Raw genomic sequence first — 23,056 nt, 5'->3', positions numbered from 1 at the left:
TTTAATAAATACTCAAGTTAATATTTTAAAACTCCTTTACAGCTTTTTCTCCATAAAAACTTAAAATCCTTTTAAGAATGCATCCGCTACTCGCTAAAGCAGATGATGTTTAACTCCAGGATCAACATTAAAAAAAGAAAATTAATTTTATATATAATTTTCTGAAAGCAAAGGATTTAAAAATGCATTATAGCTTTTGAAGTTATATCCTTTAGAAAAAAGGAATAAAAGGTTTGGAAGGTATGTATGTAAAAGCTACATTTGCATCCGCAAAAACGATTACCAAGTTCATTATTTAACGGAGAGTTGCCAGAGTGGTTAATGGAGCAGTTTGCTAAACTGTCGACGAGCAATTGTCGCGTGAGTTCGAATCTCACACTCTCCGCTAGTTTTCGGGGTGTAGCGTAGCCCGGTTATCGCGCCTGCTTTGGGAGCAGGAGGCCGCAGGTTCGAATCCTGCCACCCCGACTTTTAATGTTTTATTTAACATTAAATAATACCTAAACAAATGATTTTCAATTCTTTAATAAGATTGAGGATCATTTGTTTTTATTTAAAACCATCCTTAAAGCGACCTAATCGGTCACCTATTCGGTTACCTTTTTTTTCTTAACTTTCGGTGTCCTACCAGACTTTTTAAAGTGATTTGATTTTCGTTTATCTCAATTTATTAACTTTTAAAAGAGAAGGCAATGGAAACAAAAATCACATTCAGTATTTTATTCTGGCTCAATGTTACAAAATCTAAAAATGATGTTGCGCCTATTTATGCCAGGGTAACAGTAAATGGACGTAGAGCGGAGATCAGTCTAAAACGGAGTTGCCCGGTTGATTCCTGGGATCACGATGCGCATAGAATTAAAGGCCGAAAGGCAGAAAAACTAACTATTAACGCATATTTGGATAGAACGTATTCCAGATTATTGGATTGCCAGGAAAACCTTCAGAAAGAAAACAAGCTTGTCACCGCCAAGGCTATTAAGTCTCGTTTTTTAGGTGTAGATGACACCTGTAAAACACTGCTTGATATTCTTGATTACCACAAGGAGCACATGAAAGATGTTCTAAAGCCGGGTACTTTAAAAAACTATAAGACCACAGAACGCTATCTGAAAGATTACCTGAAGAAGGAAGTCCGAACTTCCAATACTTATCTTAAGGACCTGTCCTATTCTTTTGTGATTGATTTTGAAAAACATCTAAGACGCAAAAAAGATAAAGAAGGAAAGCTTCAACTCACCAATAATGGTGTTATGAAGCATATGGAGCGGTTCAAGAAACTTCTGAACCTCGCTATAAAATTAGAATGGATGGTAAAAAACCCATTCCGTGATTATAAAATGAAATTCAGAAAATTTGACCGGGCTTTTTTAAGCACCTTAGAGCTCCAAAAACTGGAAGAAACTATCTTTAATAGTATCACATTGGAAAAGACCAAGGACATCTTTCTATTTGCCTGTTATACAGGTTTATCTTATGTAGATGTAAAGCAACTTTCCAGAAATCATTTAGTGAAAGGAATTGACGGGAGAGACTGGATACATTGTATTAGGGAAAAGAGTCAGACCTCTATGAAAATCCCATTATTGGATAAGGCTAAGACAATATTGGATAAGTATCCGAACAATCAAGAATCTGGATTTTTATTACCCATATATTCTAATCAGAAAACCAATAAATACCTTAAAGATATTGCCAGTCAGTGTGGCATTCATAAAAAGCTGAGCTTCCACGTTGCCAGACATACTTTTGCAACGACAGTAACACTTTCTAACGGTGTACCAATAGAAACGGTTTCAAAATTATTAGGTCATACCAAATTATCAACTACGCAGATTTATGCTCGGGTCATTGAACAAAAAATTGGAGAGGATATGGATAAGTTGCAATTGAAATTAGGGGGTAACTGAATTCAAAATTTATTATATTGGCAGTTATCTTTAGAAAGCTAATGAATAATCATTGGCTTTTTTATTTGAAATTATTCAAATGAAATTTTTCGGTAAAATAGTAATAACATTTAACGATATATTTCCAAAGGAGGAACCAATAGGAATAAACGAATATCTTGAAGGGATAGATAGGGAAATGTTATTAAAGTTTAGTTCATTCATATTGGGCTTTTCAAGAAATTCAGATTATGAGAATCCACTTTCTTTCTTAAGGATGTATTTCTCCAAAGAGAATATGGGTTTTATGAATGAGGTGTTCGAAAATTTAAAATATTTTGTAAATAAGGGGGCTTTCGAAATGGATACATATAGTTTTCCTTATATAGTGAGTAGTCTGTTTTTTTTTGAAAATGCTCACAATAAAGATTATGGGGAATCTAAAAAATATTCCAATCAGGAAATTGAAATCAGAATTTTTAAAGCTTATTTACTACTAAATAAGATTAACACAACAGATAGGACACTTATTTTAAATGAAAGCACAAAATATTTAAAAGGAGACATTTCTAGATACGTAACAGCTTATTGTCTAGGGCTTTTTTTGAATAATTCTGATTTTTCAAATTATGATGTTAGAAAAATTTTTGTAACTCAAACCATTAGGGCAATATCTTTTTTTAATTTTTTAGAACAACGGGAAGAAGCCCAAGAATTGCTAAAAGCGTTTTATAAAGAATACGATATATCTGGTTATCAAGATTATGTTAAGGGATTATTGCCTATTAAAATTTCAGTAATCACTAAAGAAAAAGAAGCACATACAGATATAACCATACCAAAAGGCGAAAATCAAGCATCAAGCATTCAATTTCTTGAAAAATTTTCAATTAATAAATCTCAATTACTTCAAGAATTTGATTTTGTGAACATAAGATCAAGCCCCATTTATCGCGTTGATAAAAATACTTTTAGACTAACATACCCCTTATTCGTACTTGAATTGATTGGTAATGGATTATACTTCAAATTCAAAGCGATTAACGATAAACTGCCTAAAGAAAGTAAGGTTAAAGATTTGTATGGTTTAAAAACCTATGAGTTTTCTGAAAAGTACATTTTACATAGAGTATTAAAGGAATATTTTGGTAATAGATATTTTCAAAGAAATGGAGATGAATTAGATTCTGGATATGATGGTGCGCCTGATTATTATGTGAGAAACGGGAAAAGAATATTCTTATTTGAATCAAAAGATATTTTAATCAATGCCCAAGTAAAACAGTCTTCCGATTTTAGGATTATAGATAAAGAATTAGCAATAAAGCTTTATCAAAATGAGAAAGGTAAAGCTAAGGCTGTTTTACAGATAATAAATAATATTCGTAAAATACTTTCTAAAACTTTAGAATTTGATTCAGGTTTTAATCCTAGAAACGTAATCATTCATCCAGTTTTGGTATTGCATTATAGAATATTCAATACATCTGGACTTAACAAATGGATAAACTTTTGGTTTCAAGATGAGTTAGAAAATTTAAAAACTGAAGGCTATAACGTCTCCAACGTAAAACCTTTAGTTCTTATTGATATAGATACATTAATTTTCAACAAAGATGTATTCAAAAACAACAAACTGACATTAGAAGAAGTATTAAGTTTTTATCAAGACAATTTTATAAACTTTTCAGTTAAGGAAAGAAAATATCGTAGTGAAGAAGAAGCTACCCAAGCTTCTAAAAACTCTTTGATCCCTTTTGGAGATTATTTAGATGATAAGATAGATTCAGAAGGATTGAGAGTAATTCCTGAAGAATTTAAAGAAAAAGCTTATGGTTTATTTGACAAATCTGACGTGGATAAGATCTAAACTTGATGGATTATGAAAAAAAGAACACCAATCCCAAAACTTGCAAAAGTAAGGTCTGAATTGCAAAAAGAAATTGAATCAATTTGTCCGTTTTGTGCGAATGAGGATGTGGGGCATTTTCAAATTCACCATATAGATGAGATTCCTTCAAATCATGAAATGCAAAATCTTTTACTTATTTGTCCTATATGCCATTCGAAAATTAATAAAGGAGATATTTCGCAACAAGACGTTCTTGACAAAAAAATAAATATTCTTAATAAGAGTTTAAAAGTTAAGTTTATATCAATATCGGTTGATAAAAATAGATGTAGTTGGAGACCTATTAAAAATACCGAAAATGCTTTTGAAGCAGTAAAATTACAATCATTATTCCCGATTTTTAATTTCAGCATTATCAATAATTCCCTTGAAACAATATTGCTAACTGGTATTAGAATTACAGCAAGAAGATTGCCAATAGGACTTGCAGGCCCGAATATCCCCTTACCCAATATCCTTCGACCATCAATAACCTATAAAATAAAGATGCCTGAAGATGGCGAAACAATAGAGACAAACCTTATTGATGAACTTGAAGTTCCTTCAAAAAGAGCGTTTAAGTTTCAAGTGGAGCTATATGATGATTCTATGGAAAGATTTAAACCTCCTTTCAATAAATATGTATTACATATTGAATTACGATTTAACAATGATTTCTACATTAAAATCCCAAAAGTACTTCTAAACACAAAGGAGGATTATGACCATTTATCCCATTCATTTTTAAATTAAAATATGATAAAAGCAACGTGTTCAAAAATGAAATATATAAAACAAAACCGTTTTTAATAACTAATAATAATCCTTCCTCTTTAAAGCTATTTTTATTTTATTCAATTCGGATTGTGGTAGATCAATCTTGAGATACTTTTTGCCAAACAAGGTTTCCACAGGTTCAACTTTCTCCATCACTTCCAAATATTCACACTTAACTTTTCTTAGCTCACTAACTACTCTATCGTATTGAAGTTTTGAAATATTCTCAAATTCAGTTTTCTCCATTTCATCCATATGCTCCATCAAAGATTTTGCCACCAGTTTAGGTGTTTTCTGTTTGGTATATTCTGGATATAACGGATCAAATTGTGCCAGGTATTTCGGTCGGTTAGTGCCAGGTATTTCGGTTTAAACTGTGCCACTGTCGAACTTAAAACAGTTCGTTTTGTGCCAGTTGTTTCGGTTCTATTTGTGCCACTTTAAAAGATCAAGTAAACAATACCTTGTCGCTTAAAAACAAGCGATATGGCCAATACACTTGATCCAATGGACTTAAAACAAATGATTTCTTTACATCTCGATGGGTTTAGCAACCGTAAAATAGGCACCACCCTTGGGATCTCTCGCAATACGGTAAATAATTACATGCGTTTGTTTAATGCCAGTGACTATTCTTGTAAAGAACTGTTGGCCTTCGACAATGCAGCTTTAGAAGTACTTTTTCCTTCCCACACCACGATTGACAATGCGCGCTACGAGGAACTTATGCTCTATTTTGAGGGGGTCAATAAGGCCCGGAATCATCCTGGTTTTACTTTTTTATACCATTATCAGGAGTATGTACAGCAGGCCAAAGATCCTTATGGCTACACCCAGTTTATGGAACATTATTGGCGTAAATATACCAGGGAGAAGGGTTCGATGAAGCTTGAGCATGATCCCGGGAAAGAATTATTTATTGATTTTGCTGGCAAGAAACTTCATATTATTGATAAACAAACTGGGGAGGTGATCCCGGTAGAAGTATTTGTAGCCATCCTTCCCAATAGTCAGTACACCTATGTGGAAGCCTGTAGGAGTCAAAAACGGGAAGATCTGATTAACTGCTGCAAGAATGCCCTACAGTTTTATGGAGGAATCCCCAAGGCCATCGTATCGGATAATCTAAAATCTGCTGTGACTAGGGCCAGTAAGTACGAGGCGGATATCAACCGGAGCTTTAAAGATTTTGCCCGGCATTACAACTGCGTGATCAATCCTACGCGGGGATATGCTCCCCAGGACAAAGCTTTGGTAGAGAATGCGGTAAACCTTGCCTATCAGCGCATTTATTATCCGATCCGGGAGATGCGCTTCTTCTCTTTGGAAGACCTGAACCGGGAGATCAAACGCTTGCTGGAGCGCTACAATAACCTGCTGTTCCGGCGTAAGGAAGCCAGTCGCCGGGAACTGTTCCAATCTGTGGAACGGGAATACCTAAAGCCTCTGCCAGAGATGGCTTATGAGCTCAAAGGCTATCGAAGGGCTAAAGTTCAGAAAATGGGCTATGTATACTTCTCCCCGGATAAGAGCTACTACAGCGTACCCTACCGCTACATCGGGAAAGAAACCACTATCCATTACACCAGCACTGCAGTCGAAGTCTATTACTACCATCAGCGGATCGCCTTACACCAGCGTAACCCCTCCAAAGGAAGCTATAATACCAATAAAGACCACCTTAGCAGTACTCATAAATTCTATAGCGACTGGAGCCCAGAATTTTTTAAGAAGAAAGCGGCTGTACATGGTAAGCATGTACTGGGCTGTGTAGAGAAAATAATGAATGGGGTGGACTATCCAGAGATAGGCTACAAACGAGCTATGGGCGTGATCCAGCTCCATAAGTCTTATGGCACTGAGCGTCTGGACAACGCCTGTAAAAGAGCTCTTCAGGCAGATGCCGCTACCTACCTGCGCATCAAGAATATCCTGAAGAACAACCTGGATAAAAGCTCCCTGTTCTACCAGGACCTGGAAGAGGATAAATCCCATATCCCCAATCACGATAATATCCGGGGAGCCTCGGCATATCAATAACGTATCATTTAAATCCAATGAATATGAACAACAATCAGACTATTGAAAAACTAAAACAAATGCGCCTGGGGGCTATGGCCCAGTTGCACCTGCAACACATAAAGGACAACCGCATAGAGAACATTACTGCCGATGAATACCTGGCACTGCTGATCGATCACCAATGGGAAGACCGGCAGAACCGGAAGATAGAGCGGCTTTTAAAGCAGGCAGGCTTTAAACAACAGGCCAACCTGGCCGATGTGAACTACACCCAGAACCGCAACCTGGACAAGAATATGTTCACCCGCTTAGGTACCCTGGATTTTATCACCAGAAAGGAAAACATTATCCTTACCGGGGCTTCCGGGGTTGGTAAAAGTTATTTGGCCCAGGCTTTAGGACATCAGGGATGTATGATGGAATACAAAACCATTTACACCAATACCGCCCGTCTTTTTAAAAAATTAAAACTGAGTAAAGTGGATGGCACTTATCTTAAGGAACTGGGGAAACTGCTTAAAGCAGATTTACTGATCCTGGATGACTTTGGCCTGCAGAGTTTTGATAACCACGCCAGGGAAACCCTCATGGATATCATCGATGATCGGTACAACAAAGCTTCTACTATTATATCCTCTCAAATACCTGTATCGGCATGGTATGATATTATTGGGGAAGGAACTATAGCAGACGCTATTCTGGACAGGATCGTGAACTCCTCGCATCGGATCGACCTCAAAGGAGAATCACTCAGAAAAGGAGCTTTAAAAAACGAGTAAGAATAATTTTTTATATAATTGCAGTATCTTTTAAAGTGGCACTGTTTGACCGAAACAGGTGGCATCATCACTCCGAAATAGCCATATTCCTCAAAAAGTAAAGACACCATTGCGTAAGTAGGCTGCAATTGTGTCTTTTCTATATTCTTAATGATTGCTATTATAGAATTTATTCCTTTTGAAATTATCTTTTCCAGACTTTCAAATTTAGGTCCTAGATCTTCGTGTGGAGAAATTTGGTTTTTTTCAAAAAAATCTAAAATCACATCTACAGATTCTGTATGTGATTTAGCTACAAATTTTGAATATTCACGAAATCGACGTGCAGTTTTTTTCTTAATGCGGATAGTTGCAAAATTGTCCATAATTGAAAGGATTTTCAAGTTTTTGCCGCAAAACCTTACCATTTTACTGGGGTTCCCAGTTGATTTGCGTCAAAAACAGTTAATTACTTAAATTATTGCGTCAAAAAAATTAAATTTATTTATTTGAAAATCAATTAGTTATATGGTTTTGTGGATTTATAACATCGCTCTGCGTGTTATCCTCTTGCTAATCAAATCCGTCCCGCCAGGCGGGACAAATTTTCTTACCATTCCATCACATTATTCGGAACTAAAATTCCAATGTGTAGTTTTTTTAATGACACAGTTATCAGCGAAAATCAAATCAACTTATATAACTATATTATAAATAAAATTATCCTTTAGATATTTAAATTTACATTATATATAGGAAATTAAAGAATTCACAAAAATATTTTTGAACATCTTGAAAATCATAAGTTTAAAATTAAACATTATACCATTCCACAGTCTTTATATCCTGAAATTCTACATTACTTATATTATTAGATATAATTAAATCTTTAACTTTTTGGGTGCAGAAAACTAGCATTGTACCCTCTGGGCAAAAGAAATCTGATTTATCCCAAGAACTATATTCAAAGTTTTGACCTTTGACGAAATCTTTTTCTTTCGGTCTGAAAATATTTCTGGATTTTCCAATTACTTGAAATCCAAAATATTCTTCATCATAATCTTTGATCTTAATTCTATATGCATTCCAGCTTGTATTTTCTCTTCTCTCAAAATATTATATAATCTGCTTGAAATGACAAAATTAAATACATCTTGAAACCTTATAACATCAAAAAAAATTTTGCCTTCGCTACGTTTCATTGTGAAAGGTTCTTTAGGCGTAAATTCTCCTATTTTTAATAATTGATCAGGATAATCATTTAATGTTTCTATAAACACTTCATTCCTCTTCATTCCAAATTGTAATTCAAAAAATCTCTTCATGAATGTTTTCAAAACTAAATTTTATTTTAACTCCTTTTCAAAATCTATTTTAGATTTATTTTGAGAAGTAAGGACCACTGATTAGTCTTCTATTTTAAAACGCTAAATTTCTGGGGATACTCATTGTATTTTTTATTATCAAGAGTAAAATTTATCAATGATTTCTTGAAGCATTTCTCCTTCATTTGTTAGGTCATAATCTTCATCAAAGCCCACACTTTGTTGTTTATCCATAGCCCAATCACGAATCACATCAGCCGCATCTTCTCCAATTTTAAAAGTGTATTCGCTAGAACCCAAATTGCCTTTTTCATTAAGCTTAAGTTGTAAGAAAATGTCTTCTTTCTCCTTTTGTAACGTAATAAGAAGATAATTTTTAGTATTCTTTTTTAACTTAATTTCCATTTTATTTCCGTTTTAATAATCGAGCTGCTTTTTTTGAAGATGTTGGATTTCCGGAAATAATTTTACCTGTCTTAGGGTTTACTACAATTTCACCGGCTTTACCAATAAATCGTTGACTCTGTCTGCCTAATTTATCTACAATGACTTTACCAACTTTTAAGGGATTTTTGAGAGCATCTACAATACTTCCTGGACTTATTCCTCTTTGAATAATACGATTTAAACCGTGTTTAACAAAACCATTGATTTCAAGACCATTTGCAGCTTTTATAATTTTTCCAGTCCCTCTAGCTGCATTTTTTCCACCTCCTGAAAGTAAACCATAATCCTCAAGAACAGCAACATCTTGATAAGGATTTTTTAATCCGGAATCCAATAATTGTTCAACTAAACCATCTTTAAAGTAATCTAAAATATTAGAAATTCTGTCTTCTGAAGTTTCTCCATAAAGTTGATTATTATAGAAATTTTCATACTCAGAAAACTCTTCGGGGGTATAATTTTCTTTATTTACTTTTCCTTTTTCAGAATATTTCTTTGCTTCTTCAAAACCTTCTTCATCTACAACAATTGTTTTGTCCACTCCATCCTCGACTTCTACAGTCTCACCAGTAATACTATTTTCATAAATAGTTTCAGGTGCTAACCCAGTTGGATCAGTAAAAAATATCGGGTTATCATTCGTAAAAGTATAAGGAGACCAACTCGGAAATTCATCAGAAAGAGGATCAGGGCTAAACCATCGGCTCACGATTTCTGGTCTTAAAGTAGCCTCAGAATATTTAGTTTCCTTAACAATATATCCAGTAATCACCCTCTTCTTAACATGGAAAGTAAATGAGCCAATTTGAACAATACTGTCCAGATCATGGAATTCCAGGTACTTTCCTTTGCTTAAAGTGGATATTTTCGGTTTATAGCCAAACTTTTTAAAAGGGTTGCCCGCCTGTATATTTTTTTCCCGACGGTTTTGTTCTTCCAGACTTAAGGAGTCTTTGGTTTGGGCAAAACCCATACCGAACGGAAAGAGAAATAGGAGTACTATGTAATAATTTTTCATGATTATTTTTTACATTCAAAATTTTTTAATGATTCCAAACTATCTAGTGGTCGATACCAAGAATCTTTGATAAGTATATGTTTTTTTTTATTGCACATAGCTAATATCCATTCATCATAATCCTCTTCTGAATAAAAACTTTCCTTTTCCTTATATAATCCTTTATTTCCGAGTTTTTCAACATTTTCTGTGGGTATGGAGTCCTGATAGAAAATAAAGACATAATGATCTTTATACTCAAAATATGAGGTGGGAATTTCCCCATGTTCTAAATTATATGTCCCGGAATTAATTCTATATACTGTTATATTTTTTGATGGCACCTCTACCTCTCGCACAAACACATTAAAATCTACCTTAACATCTTTACTTAAGGAATCTATATAATCCTTAGACGTCTTATGTAGTAAATCACTTTTATTACATCCTAATACACAGAAAAAACAGAGAATTCTAATTATTGTTTTCATAGCTTAAAAATACTTATTTAAATCTCCAACAGTATAAGTATTTGTTTGATTATAACGTGTTATACCCTGTTTTCTCGACAAAATATAGTGTGGATATTCTGAATTATATTGAACATTTCTTTTATCAGATGGAGACGCATAGCCATAGCCATAGTCTTTTTTCGAACTAGGATGTGTATGGATTTTAAAACCTTTCACACCCAATGATCCTAATAAACCTACCTTGTCTCCTGTTTTTAGTAATAAATCTTTTGCACTTTTAAAAGTATTTTCCGACCACGGATTAATAAACAATCCTAGATTATTATCATAATCACTATAGCCCCAGCCACTTAATTCTATTTCGCTTTTAAAAGATAAAAATTTCATTGTCTTCATACCATCTTCCAAATTCCGAAATATAATTCCCTCTTCTGCCAAATCTTGTTTTTCTTCTCCGAATAAAGCGCCTTTCTCAATTTCGATGGATTCTCCATCCTTGTTAAAGTTTCCATCTTCTTCAAAACTGCCTGAATATATAACATCGTTATCATCGTCTGTCTCCTTTATTAAAGCTAATTCTCCAGTTTCTTTATCGAAACCGTAGTCATTGTCGAAACTCTGTGGTGCTAACCCAGTGGGATCAGTAAAAATTATCGGATTGTCATTGGTAAAAACATAAGGCGACCATTCAGGGAATTCCTCAGATAAAGGATCTGGGCTAAACCAACGACTAACGATTTCGGGTTGTAAAGTGGCTTCAGAGATAATAATGGTTGTTGTCGAAATGGCAAGCTTTCCGGGGAATTAAAAGACTAGGAGACCATATATAAAACTGTCTGTTTATGTTATGCCCGCTAAATTGTGTGCTTTTACTCGCAGTTTTTGAATACTTGCTAAAACCAAGATTATTAGAAAATGGGATTTCCTTGAAGGATTTACCGCTTTTAATATTTAATTGTACACATCTGTTTCTGATTTTATTCTGCAATTAACTCTCTGCATGAATTAAGGTTTTATTAATTTAATAATGTAAACCTACCTTTATCAATTAGCTTAAAATCTCCACTGTAATACGTATAAATCCATACAATAGGCTCATAAACTACTGGAGGCGGGGGAACTTCTCCCTTTTTAGTTTTTATTTCAGGTTTAACATAAAAGAAGGGTATAGGTTTTCTCGTATTTGTTTTTTCAAAAAGATGGTTATTTTTTTTTCCAAATACAATTACAGTAACATCATTATATTTAAAAAATCCAATTACATTGTCTTTTTTTCCAGTTAAATAGGAACTTAAAATTTCTTTGTATAATAAACCTATTCTTAATTCTACTCCTTTCGTTGCTCCTTCTATATTAATTAAAATGGTACTTTTTTCAAGTTCCGCATATTCTTCTTGTTCTTTAATAAATCTTTGAAGAATGTTATACACTTTGTTTTCTTTAATATCTAATTTATTCAAATTTTGACTTTGAGTTGAACTACAATTTGTCAAAGTAAAAAAAATTAGATATAACGACAGATAGCTGAATTTCATATTATTCGGTTTTTCCTTTATGGTTGTATTCTATATAATTTTTCAAAGGTACTTCATAAACTTTAAGCCTAATCCCTTTATTTGGATACCAGTCATTAATCCATTCACCTAATTTTCTATCTCCGCTATTTCTATCCTTTGGATGAAATCCAGAAGGACCAAAATAATTTGTTTTTCGCTTTGGGTGACTATGAATATGTTCACGAACAGTATATCCTTTAGTTAGTAAACCATACATTAAATCTACACCACCTGGTTCCGGAGTTGGTAAAAAAGCAGTAGAAACAAAACTTGATTTAGTGCCAAATTTTACTTGCGACCATTCCACATTGGAATTTTCTGCTACAAACTCAAATAACTCAGTAGATTTTTCATCATTATTCATTTTGACATAGCTATATTTTGTACCATTTGAAGTTTTTCCCTCTTCTATTGTATTCTCTGCTTTAAAACTCCCATTTGAACCATAGGTATAACTCTTTTCTTCTTCTTCGTCATTATTAACAATACGAACAATATCGTCACCTTCTGCTTCTGTAATAGTTATTTTCTTATTCTTTATGTCGATATCTATTATATCTTCTGGCGCTAAACCTGTAGGGTCAACCATTCTGATTGGATTATTTTCAACAAAATTATAAGGAGACCAATTAGGAAATTCCTCTGCTAAAGGATCAGGGCTAAACCATCGGCTCACGATTTCCGGTCTTAAAGTAGCCTCAGAATACTTTGTCTCTTTTACAATGTAGCCTGTTATAACTTTCTTCTTTACATGAAAAGTAAATGAACCAATTTGTACGATACTGTCCAGGTCATGGAATTCCAAGTATTTTCCTTTACTTAAAGTTGAGATCTTTGGTTTATAACCATACTTTTTAAAAGGGTTACCAGCCTGTATATTCTTTTCCCGGCGTTGTTGTTCTTCCAGACTTAAGGAGTCTTTGGTTTGGGCAAAACCCATACCGAACAAAAAGAGAAATAGGAGTACTAAGTAATAATTTTTCATGATTAGTTGGTTGCGTTAAACGTATTGATATCCTGGTTGGAATATTTTTCCCGTTCCTCTTTTAAAGAAACAAGCCAATTGAGGTACATTTCTTCTGGCATTTGACGATAACCCAATTCATAAATTTTAGTAAGCTCATTTTGAACTTCCGCTAAAAGCTCTCGGGTTTCCGGGTAATTATTTACATCTTTAAAATCGGTGTTCTTTCTGAGAAGAAAGTTTTCCATCTTTTTTCCTTTAGCCTCTGTTTTTAAAATCATAGCGTTTACATAATTTGGATAATATTCCAAGGCTGTATTAGCGCATTTAATCACAAAATCGACATCATAGAATTCCTCCCTTTGATAGGCCTGAGCTAAATCTACAAGGCAAAGTGCGATGCTTTCTTTGTCACCTAAGGCCTTCATAAAAACTCCATTTCTTATGGCATCTGTATGGATATAACCGGAGGCCATTAGCCACGCATCAATAGGAAAAATACCACTGGTAAGTTCGGTATTGTACCATCCATCTTTTTCGTTTTTATGTTTGATATAAATGTGGTTGGGGGCCAGTGCCAAATGTGCTTCTACATTCAATTCTTCTGCGAGAATCTTATACAAATATGGTAAAGAATGACAATTTCCTTTTCCTGTTTTAAGTAGTTTTGAAACAAACATATTGTTCCACTCTTCGTGACCAAAAGGATCATCAAAATCATAAGAATAAGGCACATAAGAGTAAATATTGCCTTCTGAATCCTGAATGGGAATACTATCGTTTAGCACTGAAAACAAGGCAGCGTACTTCGCCACCACCTCTTTGTCTTTACCCTTATATTTCAAAGTCCTGCTTTCTATAAGTCGTTGGGAGAGTTCTTTTAGGAAAGCTATTTTTTTATTCAGGGATATGGTATCCAATATCGACTCACTATAAGCGTTTTCTACACTAAACACGGCTTTTTTAAAATCGTATTTACTGGAATCCAATAACATCTCATGGAGTGTATTGAAACTATTTTCATAGCGATCATCATACTGCGCCGATAGGCTTTGGCACAATGGGATGAGAATCAGCAGGAGTATTAGGGATTGCTTCATTTATTACTTGTTGAGTGGTTGTAGTTTGATGTTAAATTGCTCTTTCATTTCCTGGTTATCTTGTTTTTGCTTGCTTTCCTGTAATGATTCCAGCCACTTTTGATAAGCCTGAGGAGACATGAATTCAAATCCTAAATTGTCAATTTTGTCATATTGTTCATTTACCTGGTTTAAGAGGCTTATCGCCTTTGGGAAATGCCGAATGTTTTGCAACTCCTGCTTGTTTCTGGGATCTATGCCAATCTGCTTTGCCACATATTCAAATTCCATGGTTAAATAATTGGAGCTTAACATATGGGCATTAATATTATTGGGATATAATTTTAAAGCCCGGTCAACCACCTTTTTAACAAATGGATCATAACCGAATTTACGGGCATATCCCTGAGCGAAATCTACCAGTAACAGCGAAAACAGTTGCTGGCTCGTCATCGTTTGCATATAGATTTCATTTTGCAAAGCTTCCGATTTGATAAAACCAGATTGTAAAATAGAAGAATCCGTGGTGAACATGCCATTAGTAAGTTCTACATTGAACCAGTTATCTTCCTCATCCCGAAATTTGATATAGGAATGATTAGGTGATAGGGATAGAAATGCTTCAGCCCCAATTTCTTCCGCTAAGATCAAGTATAACCGGGGCAGGGAATTGCATTGACCTTTTCCTGTTTCAAGCAATTTGGAGACAAACATTTTAGACCAGTCCTTGATTCCCATATAATCATCAAAATCGTATTTAAGAGGCAAGTGCTTTAAATCTTTTGATTTTATTTCAAGGGTATCTGAAAAAAACTGGAAAAGCATAAAATTTTTAGCAAGGTTACTTTCTTTATCATATCCCAGATCGTTCATTTTCTCCCTCAGAAAATCACCGGTTTGATTAACGACTTCATTGAATTCCTCATAATTCTGTTGGTCTTCGAAATAGGCATTTTCTATAATGAAGGTTGCTTTCTCAATAGAAAAATCTGTTTCATCCAGCTCCGTTAATTTATTATAAGCCTCTCTGTAATATTTGGTGCTTTCGATATGATTGTATCCGGGTAAGCTATAATTTATGAGATCAGCTTTTAGATCAGAGTAAATTTGATTTCGCTGAATCTCCTGCTGTTCTACAAGCTTTTTGTCTTTTTCATAGACGGCTAAACCATTAGCTGGTGTGGTGAAATTTATTGGCGTACCTGTATTGGTTCCCACAACATTTTGAGAAGGATTTAAAATCTGAAAACTAGAGGGTGAAGGTGTTTGAGGTAATTGTACCTGACAAAAACCCAGATTACTAAGTGTCCCAGAAAATATAAGTATTAGTATAGTTTTTAAATAGACTTTCATTTTAATCGATCTGCACAAGGTGTATCTCAATCGTGAAAAGTATTGAATTCAAATCTTTTTTGAGTAAGGAAAAACCGTACAATAATTACGGTTTTTCAATTATTTTGAAGAAGTGTAAAACTGAAATTATTTACTCTAATACCAGTGAGAGTAGCAATTAAAAGAACTTTTGCTAAATATTTACTTTTTTTATCCTGAGCATTTTCCTTTTTGCTTCATAATTATGACCACAATAGTAGATTGAGTGAAAATGAAATCTGTCTATCATATTTACTTCTTTCAGAGCCTTCACATTACCTTTTTGATGTTGACCGGTTTTCAGGTTTTTGAATTATAGAGGACTTATAAAAAAGGCTTCACCTGGTTTATGCAGTCCGGTTAATTCAAAAACCTGTAGCTTTTTCATCAAAAAGGTAGAGGCATTGAAAAATGAATGTTTATCAATTGAACTAAACCGTATAATAATGATAGTGAACTCCAATTATTGAAGGATCAAGCGGGCTTAAGTCAAAAAGCGTTTTAGAAAATAGCTCGATTAGCTTTTTGGCTTGTGCCCAAGAATTTTTGGGCGATCCGCTTTTTCTCCTTTATGAGTCTTTACGAGGAAAGAGAAAATGGGGTAAGGTTTTTCAAGGTATAATTTTATTTAATTTTTTTTTCATTAATGGGAGTATGTTTTATTATTTAATATCTTCTCTAAGTTTTTCATCCCGGTAGTATAAATTAAGCAGGTCCAGAAGGGCTTCTTCTCCTTTAGGCATTAAACGGTTAGCAATGATTAAGACCTGGCGGACAAATGCAGTCTCATTTTTTTGAGATATATCATCGCCAAATAGTTCAGGATCGATGACTCTCATAGCCAGATGTATCATTGCACGAACAGTTAACAATAAATCTGTATGATCATCAACATAAAAAGCGTTTACCGAATATTTACCTTCAAAAAGTGAATGTGGTTTTAAAGTAGGTTCATGATCTTTGGCCTGCTGGTGTAAGCTGGCAATGAGTGCTTCTTCATTCGGATTCATAGTTATATTTTTTTACGGTGTCTCTATATTTCATTATCAGATCCAGATAACTTTTCTGTTACTCGATCTATAAAATGCATTTGGCTATCAGGTAAAAGGGAAATTACTAACTCCAATACTCTACAAACACTATCTTCTTTTGTAGCGTTTTGATTAGATGGCATTAATAGCATACCATTACCATCCAATGCAAAGGCACATACTTCCAAAAGACTAATTATATTATTAAGAAGATTATAATTGTCCTTAACTTCAAAAGCTACTTTATAAGTTCCTCTGGAGGTTGGTTCCAATAATCCTGAAAGATTTTGATGTAATTGATGAATATCTTCTAGTGCTTTGATTTTTTCTTTTTTTGTTTTCATGTCGTTTTATATTGAAAAGGTTTATTCCGTTGGAAAGATTTCATCTTTAAGTAGGCTAGCTCACGTTCGGTAATATTCTCAGCCTCGGTAATAAATTGGTTACAAAGACTATAAGCCTTCTCCGTCTCTTTCTCCGAAATTTTAAAAGGGCAGGTGTAATTTATATGCTGTTGAGCATGGGTTAACAGATAATACATACGCTGTGACTCAAAAGAGGTGTTGAGAAGGATATTCCTTGGGAAATCACAAAAATTACAACATAATTTAATTAAGTATGGCAGCGAAGTATAGGAAGGCTGATATTCCCAAAAAACATTCAGCATTCCAATACAGGTCTGAACCAGCGCATTCTGTATGAGAACTAAATTGGCAAGAAGGTCTTCTTCTAAATCAATGACATAGGCTAAATCAAGCAAATAATTTGCTCGGCCGATTCTGGATTTCCACCTTTTATTTATTTGCTGCCAGCTTTGGGGATAATAAGTAGGCTCCCCATCCAAGAATTTATAAAGCTCGTGGTCAGCCTGAAAGATACTGTTTCGCTTCCTTAATACTCGATCAAGAAAGTTATTACCGCGATTCAGTTTATCAAGAATTTTGGGAATTGTATCAATAATGAAATATACTTTCATTCGTTTTTCGGTGTGATTAAATACCCGATCCATAAGCTCCGCAGGGTTTAGTGATACAGGTTTTTTAGTTACTAATAATAGTGTACAGCTAAAACGATGGTTCTGAGACTTTTTAGTTGTTTGAAAATTTTTTACTTCAAAAATGCTATGTTGCTCTTTACTAATTAAGAATACGGAATGCACTTTAAACTCTGAACGCAAAAAATCCAAAACTTCCTGAATTGCCAGTTCAAAAGGAAATTGTAAATTTTCTCCTGATATTGGTATTTTTCTAGAGGGATTGCGCTGTTTTTCCAGATTCTGACAAGTGAAGAATATTCCAGTAGAAATATTGTGAACCATTTGAAACACAACTTCTCCCAAAACGAACATTTGGTGACATTCACTTCGGTAAATTTAATGTTCTTTAGAATCAAAACCGCCCACATATATGTCATCCAGATATTCTAGTATTTCTGTGATTTTATCGTTGTCAGGATCAAATAACTTCTGAAATTCCGAGTTTAAGACAGCTAAGTATTTTACATGGTCCGAAAGGGAAATAAAATTAATAGCTTCTCCTTTGTAGAGGGTTTCGGCATAATTAAATAACTCAAATAAAATGCTTATAATTTCAAGTGCTGCTTTGTCATAGTTTTCCTTTTGGAAGTGATCATAGGTAACACTAAAAAGTTCCACGAAAACATTAAAATCATGCTCTGTTTTTTCTTTTGTTTTTTTGAGCAACGTAGTACCCTTAAACGTAGTTTTGGCCAAAGGATCTTTTGAATTTTCAATTAGATAAATAATCTCCCCATAATAACATTGTTTCAAATAATAGATTTCTCCGGCCATCAAAGATTTTCGTATTTGATTGGCCGTACTCCATTGAAGATAGAATTGAGGAGATTTTTCACCTATTTGTTTAAGTAAATCCAATTCCCCTTTGGAAAGTTCTTTTGCAGAATTTATAATTAAATGCAAAGCATATAGCTGAGTTGGTTCTTTCTGAACTAAAGAAATGTAAATAACATCGGGAGCTATGGCATTCAACAATTGCTGAATTAACTCTTGAAGTTCCTTTTTAAATGGAAAAAGCTGCGGAAGGTTGACATTTGGTTTCATATCTTAAAATTTTTAATGAACTTCATTTATGGATTTCTATTCATCAATTTGTATAATAAATTTGCCGTATGGAACCGAAACCTTTTGTAAAAAACTCATTATTCCTTGTTTTTTACCTATAAGAGTGAAAAGCATTATTTTTGAAAAAAGAATTAATATCTTTGAAATATGGAAACAGTAACTCAACCAAATCATATAGGGCGAAAGATTGCCCGGATTCGCGAACTTCGGGGCATGAAACAGGAAACCCTTGCTGAAAAATTAGGCATTAGCCAGCAAAGTGTTTCTCATTTGGAACAAAGTGAATCATTAGAGGTTGAAAAATTGGATAATGTTGCAAAGGCCTTAGGAGTAACCAGACATGCTATTGAAAATTTTTCTGATGAAAAGGCTATTAATTTTTTTAATAGCGTCTATGATAATGATTTTAGTCATAGCCAGGGAGCTACTTTTGGTAATAATTTAGGAACCTTTAATCCAATCGATAAGATAGTAGAGCTTTACGAAGAAAAAGAAAAATTGTATGAACGTTTACTTCAGGCAGAAAAGGATAAATTATTGCATATAGAAGAGCTTTTGAAGAAAAAATAATTTTAGATTTTCATGATAGATAGAAACCTTGTGTATAGTATTTTATGCAAGGTTTTTTTCATTAAAATAAATCCTTAACAAAGCTAACTCCAATTACTTAATTGAATAGATAATACTATACTAGTAATGATAACAACAAATTATACAACAGCGCATTATACCAACCCTTACCTTAAACATAAAATTATATCCGATAAAATAAAATTGGGACAACCTATCCTTAATTTAAAGAAAAAGCAGGTTCAAAAAATTGATTTGGATATTTTAAAAGAAATTATTGCAGCCGAAAAGTACGAAGTGCTTTCAGAGTCGTATTCTCTTCTATCGATTAATAGTATATGGCTCACAAAATTTTTTCAATTTGATGAAAGATATCTTGCGGCTCAGTATATGACTATTTATACCTCACAATTACATGGCCTAAAAATTCATAAACAAAGAGATCAATTTTATATAGGTTATACAATTAAGGAAAAGTTCAAGGCCGGCGATATGAAAGGAACGCTTCAAGCTAAACCATTAATTCTAACCGTAAATGATTTAATTGATCATTTATATCTTATAAAAAGGGAAGAGGTAATTATTTCTGAGGAAGATATTAAACTGATTAATAAACAGTTTAAAGAGCACTTAGAAAGATTATAAGCAAGGAAGCTATTATTTAATTACACCAAAGAAAGTCATCAAAGTCTTATTTATGCAGTTACCTAAAGATTCGAGAAATGAACAATTAGAAGCTATATCTCTGACAAAATTATCTCCTCTTTTTCCAGAGGATCAATTCATACTAAAAAGAGAGATTATAGATAATGGCGTTGATATTCGTGCTGAAATAAAAAAAGATGGTTTTAAACTTGGTTTTGGTTTTCTATTACAGTTAAAAAGTTCTGAGTCGATTGAAAAAAATAAGGATGGTAGCATTAGTAAATCAATTGAGGTAAGCAATATTGAATACTTAGTTAATAATGCTCAACCGGCGTATTATTGTTTTTACGACAATAAAGAAAAAAAATTTTATTATCAGAGTCTCTATGAGCTATTGACTTCATTAAATCGCAAAAACTTATCTTGGGACAAGCAGGAATCTATAACCGTACGTTTTAAAGAAATTTTAGATTCTGAGGCGATTGAAAAAATTTACAAGGAAACTTTGCAAGAAGGTTTCAATAAAAGAAAACAGTCCCAGTTTCTTACGGATCAAAGTCATCATCTTGACAATGATTATAAATTTATAATTAATCAAAAAGGAGATACCTACTCAGATATAGAAAATATTCTTTTTATTGAACAAAAAGGATTGTATCTAAATCAATCCCTCAATTGGAAGAAAGTTATTGAATTACATGAAAAAATTTCTGAAACTTCATTAAAATCACCCACATACTATTTAACCGTTGCGATTGCTTATTTTAATACTGGAAATTTTTTCAAGTCAAGAATCCAACTGAGAGAAGCAGAGAAAAACATCTCAGAAATTGCTCCGATATTAATTCCCCATTTAAAATTTTATAAACTACAACTCAACAATATTTTTGGATTTATTGAAAAAATAGATTACGAAGATATTTTGTCCTCATCCGATTTAGATAATTCTTTAAAAAATCATCTAAAACTTGAAAGTATTGTTTCTCTGAAAAACAATATGTATTCAGATGACAATTTCGTAGCGAATGAATTTGAAAATAAAATAAAAGTATACTTAGAGCAACCTAAGCTAGAGAAAAGATTTGAATTAATGGCACTCTTGGAATTGACCACTTACTATGCTGATCAATTTATTTGTTTAATTCCTCAATTATCTAGACAAAATTTATATTCAACCATTGATGAACGATTCAAAATAATCAATCAAAATTTCACTAGAATTCAAAGAGAACAACTTGATTTGGCAAATAATGAGTCTGACATCTATGTTTTAGCATTAAGACATTTTAAATTTTTAATTCACTTCAATGCTATTGCAACCTATGCTTTTCAAATTAAACATCCAGATAATTATTGGTTAGAAATTGAGAAATTAGTAATTCAGGCCTCAACCTTTTTTAGTGATATCAAACAATTTGAGAATCAACTTTTTTCCTTGCAAACTCTTTTAGAATTTTATCAGTTTATTGAGAATAGCGAAAAAGAAAATAACATAAGAGAGCAGCTAAAAAGATTTAAACAGGAAATCGATCTTCCCTATTTTCAAGGAAAGATTGATTTTATTCTAAACGGGGGGACTTTTATTGAAAACATAAGGGATGATTTTAAATCCTATAGAAAGGAAATGAATGAAATAAAAAAAATGAATGAGGAACTAAAAGAACTTGATAAAAAAGATTCCTTTGCAAAAAGAATTGAAAATGGTATGACCATAGAACTTTTTCCTATAGATCATTTTTTTATACCCAATGAGAAATTGGATTTATTCTTTAATGAAATTATTGGAATTTCCGATGAGGAATTAATTAGTCACATAATCTGGATGAAAGAGGAAGATATAATCCCAGTTCTGAATATATATGTAGAAGATATAAAAAATGAAGGTCGTGAAAATGGGAACCTAGAATACAAAGGTATATCCAGTCATAAAAATTTGTATAGAATACGTAAGTGCCTCTACGAAAATGAAATAAAAAGAGTCGAGATAAAGTTTCCTGAATTTTAATTATTCATTCACTTTTAAGAAATAATTTCTATGTTTTATATTATTCCCACCAAAAATGGATTAGGAGTTGAATTTTGGGGAACTCCTGATGATTTACGAAATATCTATTCTGTAATTGGAAACTTGTGGAATAAGGATGATTACTTATATAAACAAGGGTTTGAAAGTCGCGACAAAGTTATTAGTGGTTTCTCATATGAATTGAGGAAAGCGTTTGAGAAAAATAGATTAAAAAGAGAATATAGTCATTTTTCTCTTGAGCCTATTGAATATATGGGTTTCAAAATATATTGGGTGCATGCACTATTTACATTCTCAGCTCTCCGTTATAATATGAAATATTTTGAAACAAATAAATTTGATTTATCCATTTTCCTGCAAATTGAATTTTGGCTAGAAAAAGCAATGAATCAATTTGACAGCAAGGGAGCTGCAAACTTAAAACCTTATATTTCAGATTCGATTTATTCAGCGAATGAATTTATTTATCTATTTATGAGAAGGATAAATATTGAATATTTACAAATGGGAGGAGGAAAAAAGGCCTTTAGAGAACTCCCATTACTAATGAAGAAGGCTGTTTTCCGTAATAGGGAATATGATGAGTATTCTGAGCAGTTAAAAGAAGACGCTGACCTTTTGGGATGTAAAATCTCAGAATTGGAAATTAACGACGAACATATGGATTACGAAAACCTTAAATGGTAAAGAAGAAATTTTTGCTTTCAATATTCTAATTAATATGATTTTCGATAATGTATTTCAAAATTGGTTTATAAAATCTTTTTATTTAATTTACAGTTAAATAAACCTATTTCATATCATTTTAGAAGTTACCTAATCGGTCACCTGAAGGAATAGAAATTAAGGAACGTATTGAATTTAGAGGGATACGGGGAGGTGCGATCAAGTCTGCCACCCCGACTTTAACAAGTTACATTTTGACACATTTAAAGGGTAATTATATGGTTTTCATATAGTTACCCTTTATTTATGGATTAATTATTAACAAATGATATCAAAATTAATGTGAGTTCATCGTGAGTTCACTGTTAATTTGTGAGTTTATCGTGAGCTAATTTTTTATATATTTATTTAGCTGATGCTCCATAGCGCGCGCGTATTGGTGGTTTGACTTTCGTACTTAATAATTGT

The 23,056-nt window shown here is 33.0% G+C and carries 23 protein-coding genes, 2 tRNA genes and 1 pseudogene; 11 read left to right on the top strand and 15 right to left on the bottom strand.

The window, feature by feature from the left end; all coding sequences use genetic code 11:
- Window positions 1–300 precede the first annotated feature (300 nt).
- From RM545_RS15845 to RM545_RS15825, 5 genes are all read left to right on the top strand, one after another.
- Window positions 301–385, top strand: a tRNA-Ser gene (locus RM545_RS15845).
- Between the two features lie 8 nt (window positions 386–393).
- A tRNA-Pro gene (locus RM545_RS15840) sits at window positions 394–468 on the top strand.
- 224 nt (window positions 469–692) lie between these two features.
- On the top strand, window positions 693–1,910 hold the full coding sequence (locus RM545_RS15835; protein ID WP_311496265.1) for a site-specific integrase: 1,218 nt from the start codon (window positions 693–695) through the stop codon (window positions 1,908–1,910).
- Window positions 1,911–1,989: 79 nt separating this feature from the next.
- Window positions 1,990–3,759, top strand: coding sequence for a hypothetical protein (locus tag RM545_RS15830; protein ID WP_311496264.1), 1,770 nt, complete (start codon window positions 1,990–1,992; stop codon window positions 3,757–3,759).
- A 12-nt stretch (window positions 3,760–3,771) separates the two neighbouring features.
- Complete coding sequence (locus tag RM545_RS15825) at window positions 3,772–4,533, top strand: HNH endonuclease signature motif containing protein (protein ID WP_311496263.1); 762 nt, start codon at window positions 3,772–3,774, stop codon at window positions 4,531–4,533.
- A gap of 60 nt (window positions 4,534–4,593) precedes the next feature.
- Here RM545_RS15825 and RM545_RS15820 read toward each other — a convergent pair whose 3' ends face one another.
- The gene (locus RM545_RS15820; protein WP_311496262.1) at window positions 4,594–4,812 is read right to left on the bottom strand and encodes a hypothetical protein; all 219 of its coding nucleotides are present in this window, start codon (window positions 4,810–4,812) and stop codon (window positions 4,594–4,596) included.
- Between the two features lie 231 nt (window positions 4,813–5,043).
- On the opposite strand from RM545_RS15820, the gene istA reads away from it, so the two are divergent.
- Together istA and istB are read left to right on the top strand one after the other, a co-directional pair.
- Window positions 5,044–6,597, top strand: coding sequence for an IS21 family transposase (istA, locus tag RM545_RS15815; RefSeq protein WP_311496261.1), 1,554 nt, complete (start codon window positions 5,044–5,046; stop codon window positions 6,595–6,597).
- A gap of 23 nt (window positions 6,598–6,620) precedes the next feature.
- A complete protein-coding gene (gene istB / locus RM545_RS15810; protein WP_311496260.1) occupies window positions 6,621–7,358 on the top strand; it encodes an IS21-like element helper ATPase IstB in 738 nt (245 codons plus the stop codon).
- Window positions 7,359–7,474: 116 nt separating this feature from the next.
- Here istB and RM545_RS17660 read toward each other — a convergent pair.
- The 14 genes and pseudogenes from RM545_RS17660 to RM545_RS15745 all read right to left on the bottom strand — a co-directional run.
- Window positions 7,475–7,723 (bottom strand): annotated as a pseudogene (locus RM545_RS17660) (BfmA/BtgA family mobilization protein); the annotation flags it as partial.
- 642 nt (window positions 7,724–8,365) lie between these two features.
- Complete coding sequence (locus RM545_RS15805) at window positions 8,366–8,674, bottom strand: hypothetical protein (protein WP_311496259.1); 309 nt, start codon at window positions 8,672–8,674, stop codon at window positions 8,366–8,368.
- Window positions 8,675–8,800: 126 nt separating this feature from the next.
- Window positions 8,801–9,067: a hypothetical protein gene (locus RM545_RS15800; protein WP_311496258.1), complete on the bottom strand. Its 267-nt coding sequence runs from the start codon at window positions 9,065–9,067 to the stop codon at window positions 8,801–8,803.
- A gap of 1 nt (window position 9,068) precedes the next feature.
- Entirely contained in the window at window positions 9,069–10,127 is a 1,059-nt protein-coding gene (locus RM545_RS15795) for a hypothetical protein (protein WP_311496257.1), read from the bottom strand.
- 2 nt (window positions 10,128–10,129) lie between these two features.
- Entirely contained in the window at window positions 10,130–10,597 is a 468-nt protein-coding gene (locus RM545_RS15790; RefSeq protein WP_311496256.1) for a hypothetical protein, read from the bottom strand.
- 3 nt (window positions 10,598–10,600) lie between these two features.
- Complete coding sequence (locus RM545_RS15785; protein WP_311496255.1) at window positions 10,601–11,017, bottom strand: hypothetical protein; 417 nt, start codon at window positions 11,015–11,017, stop codon at window positions 10,601–10,603.
- 578 nt (window positions 11,018–11,595) lie between these two features.
- Window positions 11,596–12,039 carry a hypothetical protein gene (locus RM545_RS15780; RefSeq protein WP_311496254.1) on the bottom strand — a complete coding sequence of 148 codons (444 nt, stop codon included), beginning with the start codon at window positions 12,037–12,039 and terminating at the stop codon, window positions 11,596–11,598.
- 76 nt (window positions 12,040–12,115) lie between these two features.
- Entirely contained in the window at window positions 12,116–13,120 is a 1,005-nt protein-coding gene (locus RM545_RS15775; RefSeq protein WP_311496253.1) for a JAB-like toxin 1 domain-containing protein, read from the bottom strand.
- 2 nt (window positions 13,121–13,122) lie between these two features.
- A complete protein-coding gene (locus tag RM545_RS15770; RefSeq protein ID WP_311496252.1) occupies window positions 13,123–14,199 on the bottom strand; it encodes a hypothetical protein in 1,077 nt (358 codons plus the stop codon).
- A gap of 3 nt (window positions 14,200–14,202) precedes the next feature.
- On the bottom strand, window positions 14,203–15,531 hold the full coding sequence (locus RM545_RS15765) for a hypothetical protein (protein WP_311496251.1): 1,329 nt from the start codon (window positions 15,529–15,531) through the stop codon (window positions 14,203–14,205).
- A 680-nt stretch (window positions 15,532–16,211) separates the two neighbouring features.
- Window positions 16,212–16,559 (bottom strand): hypothetical protein, encoded by a 348-nt coding sequence (locus RM545_RS15760; protein ID WP_311496250.1) that lies wholly within the window; start codon window positions 16,557–16,559, stop codon window positions 16,212–16,214.
- 23 nt (window positions 16,560–16,582) lie between these two features.
- Window positions 16,583–16,924 (bottom strand): hypothetical protein, encoded by a 342-nt coding sequence (locus RM545_RS15755; protein ID WP_311496249.1) that lies wholly within the window; start codon window positions 16,922–16,924, stop codon window positions 16,583–16,585.
- On the bottom strand, window positions 16,921–17,919 hold the full coding sequence (locus RM545_RS15750) for a hypothetical protein (RefSeq protein ID WP_311496248.1): 999 nt from the start codon (window positions 17,917–17,919) through the stop codon (window positions 16,921–16,923). The genes RM545_RS15755 and RM545_RS15750 overlap by 4 nt, the downstream gene beginning before the upstream one ends.
- Window positions 17,920–17,952: 33 nt before the next feature.
- Window positions 17,953–18,660, bottom strand: coding sequence for a hypothetical protein (locus RM545_RS15745; RefSeq protein ID WP_311496247.1), 708 nt, complete (start codon window positions 18,658–18,660; stop codon window positions 17,953–17,955).
- 168 nt (window positions 18,661–18,828) lie between these two features.
- On the opposite strand from RM545_RS15745, the gene RM545_RS15740 reads away from it, so the two are divergent.
- The 4 genes from RM545_RS15740 to RM545_RS15725 all read left to right on the top strand — a co-directional run bounded on the left by RM545_RS15740 (window position 18,829) and on the right by RM545_RS15725 (window position 22,609).
- Complete coding sequence (locus RM545_RS15740) at window positions 18,829–19,251, top strand: helix-turn-helix domain-containing protein (protein WP_311496246.1); 423 nt, start codon at window positions 18,829–18,831, stop codon at window positions 19,249–19,251.
- 126 nt (window positions 19,252–19,377) lie between these two features.
- Window positions 19,378–19,896, top strand: coding sequence for a hypothetical protein (locus tag RM545_RS15735; protein ID WP_311496245.1), 519 nt, complete (start codon window positions 19,378–19,380; stop codon window positions 19,894–19,896).
- A 52-nt stretch (window positions 19,897–19,948) separates the two neighbouring features.
- Complete coding sequence (locus RM545_RS15730) at window positions 19,949–21,901, top strand: DUF4365 domain-containing protein (RefSeq protein ID WP_311496244.1); 1,953 nt, start codon at window positions 19,949–19,951, stop codon at window positions 21,899–21,901.
- Window positions 21,902–21,931: 30 nt separating this feature from the next.
- Entirely contained in the window at window positions 21,932–22,609 is a 678-nt protein-coding gene (locus RM545_RS15725) for a DUF6904 family protein (protein ID WP_311496243.1), read from the top strand.
- Window positions 22,610–23,056: the final 447 nt, after the last annotated feature.

Source organism: Autumnicola lenta, from assembly GCF_031846515.1.
GTDB classification, from domain to species: Bacteria; Bacteroidota; Bacteroidia; order Flavobacteriales; family Flavobacteriaceae; genus Autumnicola; species Autumnicola lenta.
Note: the sequence above shows the minus strand (reverse complement) of the source record. Positions and strands in the feature narration are given on the sequence as shown.